Raw genomic sequence first — 6,831 nt, forward strand, 5'->3', positions numbered from 1 at the left:
GACATGAGGGCAGTAGTTGACGCTCTCTCGCTGGCATCCTTCGGAGACCGCTCTGACCGTCACGTCACGAACCGACCGCCTCTCAGGCCATTCCTGGCGTATCTGCTCGTGGATTGGAAGCCTGGTTCGCCCATCTTTGCCTGGCTTTCTCCGCGAACGTCAAGGAGCGCGGCGCGGATCCAGCAGCCGCGATTTGCTCAAACCCGCTCATGAATCCAAACTTCCGCCGGTGGTCTCGGCGTAGCTGCTCCACCAGGGATTGCCATAGCTCTGTCTGCCCGTGCGTCTCGTAAAGCTGCCGGGCTATCCTGAGGTGCTCCAGGGCGTACCCGTAGTACTTGCTCTTGGCACTCCTGACGATTCGCATGCCCAGGGCGCGATGGACCTTGGCGGCGGTCAGGGGGAATCCCTTGGTCAAACCCTCGGCGGCCGGCTCGTTCACGAAGTGACTGATGCCTTCCAGTTCGTCATCCTCAGCGGCATTTACCCGCTCGGCGAGCAGTCTCCACTCTTTCGTGTGGGTGCAGATCTCAACGAACGTCGAGAGCGGCGCCCGGCGGGTTACCTGCATGACCTTCTCATGCCAGGTGTGGACATTCTTCTTGGGCACGTACCGCATCAGCTCGTCATAGCCGAAACTCGAAGGATGCAGCTCGAAGCTCGACCAGGCCGCGTCAATGGCCTCCTGACGCCTGCCGAGTTGAACCAGCAGATCCTGCCTCAGCTTATCGAGGCCGAACGCGGGTTCATTGCGCCAGCGGTCATCATCTTTCAGCGCGAACCCCTTCTCGACCCAAGATAAGGCGTCGGCGAAGCGCTTTCTGGCCTTCAACAGGCCCGCAATGTTCTCGCAGTCCTTGGGGCTCGGGTCGATCCTGTGGCACAGGGCGAGGTAGGCGCGCAGGTCGCCTCGCGCATGGTAGATCTCCTTGAGCTTCAGCCTGAGGCCGTATGGCAGGGTGAAACAGGGCCGTGGGTCGGGTGCTTCGGTGTTCTCCAGCGTGGCAACCGCTTCTCCCAGGAGATTCTCGAAATGTGACCGGAACAGCCGGTATCCCGCGGCATTGAGCGCCTTGGCAACGGGACCGTGGATGCGATAGCAGAGGCCGTAATCGTCGTTGTGCATCCAGCTCAGGATGGATCGGACGGTCTCTTCGGGCGGGCAACCGGCTTTCTGGCGGGCATGGATCCACGAGATGAACAGGTCCTCGAAGAACATGCTCAGGTTGGCACCGGAGTCATCCACCTCCTCGGCCTTGTCGTAGCAGCCGGCCAGGAAGACCTCGTACAGGGTGACGGCACGCTGGAACTGCCCCTGTGTGACCAGCGCGTCGACCTGGTTCTTGGCTGAATCCAGTCCTTCGGCGAAGTGGAACATCTCCCCGTAGGGAACGAAGTGCCCGCGAAAAAGGGCGTGTTCGATAGCCGCAATCAGCGGGTCTGGTTTCTTCGCCTTGGCCATGGTCCTGCTCGACTCAAGTCCCTTCAAGCTCGGTTCTCAGAGTGTACCCGGGCGATGATCAAGAGCAAGCGTTCTGTTCTTTGTCATTCCCGCGTGATCGGATAGACTGGGTGCATCAGGAATGGCGACGCTTTCGACGGTGTCTAGAGGAAATCCCGATGCCCCCAGCGAATCCACCAGATACGGCATACACCCTGAAGATCACGCTGACCGAAAGCAAGCCAACCATCTGGCGGCGTTTCTATGTGCCACGCCAGATTACCCTCGACCGGCTGCACGACGTGATTCAGATCGTCATGGGCTGGGATGAAAAGCACCTGCACTGCTTCACGATCAACGGCCAGCGATACACCGAGACGCCGGAAGACATGGAAATGGAGGGCCAGGAGGAGGGCGACTTCAAGCTCTGCGATGTGGTTCCGCGGGTCGGGATGAGCTTCAGCTACAAGTACGACTTCGGCGACGGATGGGAGCACACGCTGGACGCAGAGGACATCAAGCCAGTGCCGGAAGGTCATTCTGCATGTGTGGCGTGCTTTGGTGGCGAGCGCAGTTGCCCGCCCGAGGACGTGGGCGGCATGGACGGCTTTAGGGAGTTCCTCGCCGCGATCGTCCAGCCCGAGCATCCCCGGCATAAGCGAAACCGCAGATGGGTCGGCCGCCAGTTCGATCCGGAGGGCTTCCATCTTAAAGCGATCAACCTCGAGCTGGGCAAGTACGCCCGCTGGTCACGGCCGAGACTGGTGGATCAGGAGCTGTTCGTAGGAGAGTTCTGAATCAGGGCAGGCCACAGCAGACCGCTCGGACGTCTGCTCGATGATGATCGGATGCCATCGTGCACAATAGAGGTACGGCTCAAGCCAAGCTGAGGACTGAATAATCGGGCCTTTGCGTCGCGGAGCCGACGCGATAAGCCTCTTGGACGAAATGTACAAGATGTGCCGAGCAGTTCAGGGATCACTTCTTAAGCCCTTGGTTATCATACGTGAAGCTCGATCGTGATTATTTCCTGGACTTGGCGCGGGGGGCATTCGAGACCCAGCCGCCGCGGCCGTTCCATGGGCTCATCGTTCTGGTTCGGCGACGGACCCGCCACCCGGGTGGATCACGATTCGATGGCGATGCTGGTTTCGAGGATCTGGTCAACCGTGGCTTGACCATCGCGGACGGCCATGCAGGCTCGGAGAACGTGTAATTCGAGCATCATCAGATCGTGTGGGAACTCGATTCTCATCGCTGCCACGACCCGAGTCAGCAGATCGGCGGAGATACCGGCTTCCCGGGCGGCGCTCTCGTAGTCAAAGTACTCCATGTGCCTCATCTCCTACAGTTCGGGAGGAGCCACGATCTCGACCGTTGGCAGGCCGGCGAGCGTGTTGATCTCATTACTCGAATGAACCAATGTTGTGGAGCTGGCAGGTGTGAATGAGGCGTGTCCTTCCGGCAAGCCTGCGTAGTGTGATTTTTTCCGGCGCGGTCAGTTGGAGCAGGTGGGCGTGATGCTCTCCCGGTAGCTCCAGGGCATCCATTGCCGAGGATTCGTGCGCAGTTCGCCGGCGTGCCGCTGGAGTTGGGTAAGGTAGTCGAAGGGATTGGCTCCGCCGAGTTCACAAGTGTGGATGAGGCTCATGAACACGTCGCCGACATGAGCCCCGTTCTGGGTCTTGTAGAACATCGCGTTCTTGCGATGAAGAATCGCTAATCCACAGAATCTTAAACTGAGATTGTTTAAACCCCTCGGCTTCAGCACCTGCCATGCTGCCGGGTTATTCCTCGCTTGGGTGATCGCCGCCGGGCTAATACGGCAGGTCTCGTCTCAGGGGGCAGGAATACCATGCGTGAGGAGGCCTTTTTCCTTCTGGTGAAAGAGACATTTTGGGTGAAAAAAGGCTTGACATTTTCCGATTTCACGATTACTCTGAGTTTTACCGATTGGTGAAATGGCGTGAAACAGTGGAACTAGCCGAAACCAACATCTCCTGGCAGACCGTCGAGAAGCTACGCGAGTACTTGGCCGACGTGCCGTTCTGCTCCTTGGATGAGGGCGCGCCGGAGTCCGATGTGGCCGAGACGGGGGCAGATTGGATTGGTCGTCTGCGCATCGGCGACAACTCGGAGCTGCTGCTGATCGAGACGAAACCCAGTGGTCAGCCACGCCTGGCCCGAGAGGCGGTCAACCAACTGCTTCGTTATCATGGCCGGTTCCCGAAGGCTTGCCTTGTCTTTGCCGCGCCATACATCTCAGCGGCGGCTGGCAAGATTGCGACCGACGAGGGCATCGGGTACTTGGATCTGGCCGGCAATTGTCGGCTATGCTTCGATCACGTGTACATTCGCCGGACTGATTGGCCCAACCCTGCCGTCGAGCGGCGTGGGCTGAGATCCCTGTACTCGCCCAAGGCCGAGCGGGTTCTGCGGGCACTTCTGGCCGAACCCAGGCGAACCTGGAAAATCGAGCCATTAGCCGCAGCCGCGCAGGTGAGCCTGGGCATGGCATCCAAGGTGAAACGGCTCCTTGATGACCGCGAATGGTTGATCCGTGAGGCCGGCGGATTCAGGCTTAATCAACCTGCCGCGTTACTGAATGAGTGGAACAGGAACTACAAATACGACCGCAACACGGTGCATGACTTCTATTCATTCGACTCTATCCCGCAGATCGAGGCGAAACTGGCTCAGGCGTGCGAAAGCATGACATCCAGGTACGCGCTGACCGGATTCTCGGCGGGAGCGCGATTAGCGCCGATGGTGCGGTATCAGCGCGTTACCGCCTATGTGACCGGCCGGCTTGAGGAAGTTGCCCAGCACATGGGTCTAAAACGTGTCACCAGCGGGGCCAATGTGAGCCTGATCGAGCCCTATGACGAGGGCGTGCTCTTTGGGGCCAGGGACGTGGACGGCAGGTGGATCGTCTCACCGCTGCAGGCCTATCTCGACCTGCTCAATTTCCGTGGCCGTGGTGAGGAGGCGGCCGAGGCCATTCTGGATCAGGTAGTGAAGCCGACATGGTGAGCCCGCGCGACGAATACACCGAAGATGCCGTCCAGGCTGCACGCCAGGTCATGTTGGAGCTCATCCGCATCCTTGGCGAGTACCGTGACTGTCTGGTCGTCGTGGGGGGCTGGGTGCCGGAGCTGGTGTTGGCCGCAGCGGGAGCAGCTCACATCGGCAGCAACGATGTCGATCTGGCCTTGGATCACAGAAAGCTGACCGAGGGAGGCCGGATACCGCACGATTCGTGAGCATCTGACCCGACGCGGGTATCGCCAGGGAAATCAGCCATTCATCTTCTTGCGCACGGTCATCGTAAACGGCCGCGAAATCACCGTTCACGTGGATCTCCTGTTTGGCGAGTACGGTGGCACGGCCAAGTCCCACCGGCATCAGCATGTTCAAGACGTGATGGTCAGGAAAAGCCGCGGCTGTGACCTGGCGCTGGACATCAACACCGAGGTCAAGCTGGAAGGCACGCTTCCCGGTGGCGCCCGGGATTCGGCTATCGTGCGCGTGGCCGGCATTGTCCCCTTCATCGTCATGAAGGGGATGGCTCTGGCTGCCCGCATGAAGGAAAAGGATGCGTGGGATATTCACTTCTGCCTGACGTACTTCCCCGGTGGCCTGGAGGCACTGGCGGATCGGTTTCGGCCCCATTTAAGCCACGCGCTCGTGCGTGAGGGGCTTGAGAAGATCAAGGAGAAGTTCGCCTCGCCCGCGGATAGCGGGCCCCAGTGGGTGGCTGATTTTGACGAGCTCACAGACCCACAGGATCGCGCGGCCCGGCAGCGTGACGCCTTCGAGCGCGTCAACCGGCTGCTGGAGCTGTTGGGGATCTGCTGAAAACCGCAGTGGCTCTGGCACCTGAGCGGAACTGTGGATCGGCAGCGTGACCGCTTATTGGATAGAATCGCACAAATTTGATAAAATGTGCATGCATTATTATCCGACAGTCTCAGCGGGGTCTGCCATGGCCACGACGACGAGCCAAGCCAAGAAGGCTTTTGCGAGACACGGCGGCATGCTCCGCACCAGCGAAGCCCTCGCGGAAGGTATCCACCCGCGCACGCTGTATGCCCTGCGCGATGCCGGGGAACTGGAGCAACTGGCGCGGGGGCTGTATCGACTGGCCAAGCTGCCACCGCTGAGTGAGCCAGACCTGGCCACGGTCGCCAAACGCATTCCGCAGGGCGTTGTCTGCCTGATCTCGGCCCTGGCTTACCACGAGCTGACGACTCAGATTCCGCACGAGGTCCACCTCGCGCTTCCACGCACCGCTCGTCACCCCTGTCTGGACTACCCGCCCCTGCATGTGTACCGGTTTTCTCCCGCCCCTTTTGAGGCCGGCGTCGACACGCACATGATCGACCGAGTCCCTGTCCGGGTCTATAACCCAGAGAAGACGCTCGCTGACTGCTTCAAATACCGCAATAAGATCGGCTTGGATGTGGCCCTTGAAGCTCTCAGGACCTATCGTGGTCGTCGCGGGGCTCGGCTGCAATCGGTGCTGGAATACGCCCGCATCTGCCGCGTCGAGCAGGTGGTTCGACCGTACCTGGAGGCCATGGCATGACCAAGCGGAAGATCAGGAATGTCGCCGAATCCGTGCATCAGCGCCTGCTGAACGCCGCAAAGGGAACGGACCGTCCCCGGCCATGATCACATCCCGCAGACCGTACATCTCCTTCAGTTCGTTGATCCGGTCCGCCAGCGTCTTCTGATCGTTCGTGTTCCCCCGATACACGGACACCGGCCACGAACGGCGACATCAGGCGTTCGTCCGAACAAAGGAAGATTCGCCAAGGGAGCGTTTTCCCTTGACAACACGGGGCTAATGGGTGATCGCTGAAAACCACTTTTGAGGGGAAGCAGTTCATGTCCCGCAAAGCACTGATCACCGGCATCACCGGCCAGGACGGCAGCTATCTGGCCGAGTTCCTGCAGGCCAAGGGCTACGAGGTCCACGGCCTCATCCGCCCTGGCGGCGAAGAGCGCCGCATCACGTGGACCGGATCATACGCGCTCCCGCTCCCGAGAACGGTCCTGGCTGCCAGCTTGGCAACCTATCGCCGGGCGCGGAGGCGGCAGACATCAACGGACGAGTAAGCGCCCACCAGAACCATGGGGGGCTGGGCCGGAACGCGGGAGGGTGCGGAGCTGGACTCAGCGGGGGAACGAGGCCTGGAAACGCCGGCGGGTGGCCCGGCGGAGTTGCTTGCGGTCAGCCCGGTCGCGACGTTCGGCCACTCGGTACTCGCGGATAGCTTCCGGATGGGCCTGTCGCCAGACGTCCGGCCGTAGCCCGGCGTAGTCTTTGTCACCGGCCAGCAGACGATCGAGCACGTCTTTCAGATAGGCCCAGACGTCCAGGTCGT

The 6,831-nt window shown here is 60.5% G+C and carries 9 protein-coding genes and 1 pseudogene; 6 read left to right on the forward strand and 4 right to left on the reverse strand.

Translation table 11 applies throughout. The features are described 5' to 3' along the window. Positions 1–82: 82 nt before the first annotated feature. Entirely contained in the window at positions 83–1,462 is a 1,380-nt protein-coding gene (locus KA354_19335) for a hypothetical protein (protein MBP7936801.1), read from the reverse strand. A 158-nt stretch (positions 1,463–1,620) separates the two neighbouring features. Between KA354_19335 and KA354_19340 the strand changes: the two genes are divergently transcribed. Beyond that, positions 1,621–2,238 (forward strand): plasmid pRiA4b ORF-3 family protein, encoded by a 618-nt coding sequence (locus KA354_19340; protein ID MBP7936802.1) that lies wholly within the window; start codon positions 1,621–1,623, stop codon positions 2,236–2,238. 329 nt (positions 2,239–2,567) lie between these two features. Here the strand turns inward: KA354_19340 and KA354_19345 are convergent, their stop codons facing one another. Then, positions 2,568–2,774 (reverse strand): hypothetical protein, encoded by a 207-nt coding sequence (locus tag KA354_19345; protein ID MBP7936803.1) that lies wholly within the window; start codon positions 2,772–2,774, stop codon positions 2,568–2,570. A gap of 165 nt (positions 2,775–2,939) precedes the next feature. After that, positions 2,940–3,137, reverse strand: coding sequence for a hypothetical protein (locus KA354_19350; GenBank protein ID MBP7936804.1), 198 nt, complete (start codon positions 3,135–3,137; stop codon positions 2,940–2,942). A 278-nt stretch (positions 3,138–3,415) separates the two neighbouring features. On the opposite strand from KA354_19350, the gene KA354_19355 reads away from it, so the two are divergent. The 5 genes and pseudogenes from KA354_19355 (at position 3,416) to KA354_19375 (ending at position 6,451) form a co-directional block, all read left to right on the forward strand. After that, on the forward strand, positions 3,416–4,474 hold the full coding sequence (locus KA354_19355; protein MBP7936805.1) for a hypothetical protein: 1,059 nt from the start codon (positions 3,416–3,418) through the stop codon (positions 4,472–4,474). Continuing rightward, the gene (locus KA354_19360; GenBank protein MBP7936806.1) at positions 4,468–4,704 is read left to right on the forward strand and encodes a hypothetical protein; all 237 of its coding nucleotides are present in this window, start codon (positions 4,468–4,470) and stop codon (positions 4,702–4,704) included. Before KA354_19355 ends, KA354_19360 begins: the two co-directional genes overlap by 7 nt. 49 nt (positions 4,705–4,753) lie before the next feature. Continuing rightward, a complete protein-coding gene (locus KA354_19365; GenBank protein MBP7936807.1) occupies positions 4,754–5,299 on the forward strand; it encodes a hypothetical protein in 546 nt (181 codons plus the stop codon). A 127-nt stretch (positions 5,300–5,426) separates the two neighbouring features. Then, the gene (locus KA354_19370; GenBank protein ID MBP7936808.1) at positions 5,427–6,029 is read left to right on the forward strand and encodes a type IV toxin-antitoxin system AbiEi family antitoxin domain-containing protein; all 603 of its coding nucleotides are present in this window, start codon (positions 5,427–5,429) and stop codon (positions 6,027–6,029) included. 302 nt (positions 6,030–6,331) lie between these two features. Next, positions 6,332–6,451, forward strand: a pseudogene (locus KA354_19375) (GDP-mannose 4,6-dehydratase). A gap of 168 nt (positions 6,452–6,619) precedes the next feature. Here the strand turns inward: KA354_19375 and KA354_19380 are convergent. Next, on the reverse strand, positions 6,620–6,831 hold a 212-nt coding region (locus tag KA354_19380; GenBank protein MBP7936809.1), incomplete at its 5' end, for a hypothetical protein.

The organism is Phycisphaerae bacterium (assembly GCA_018003015.1).
Classification (GTDB): Bacteria; Planctomycetota; Phycisphaerae; order UBA1845; family PWPN01; genus JAGNEZ01.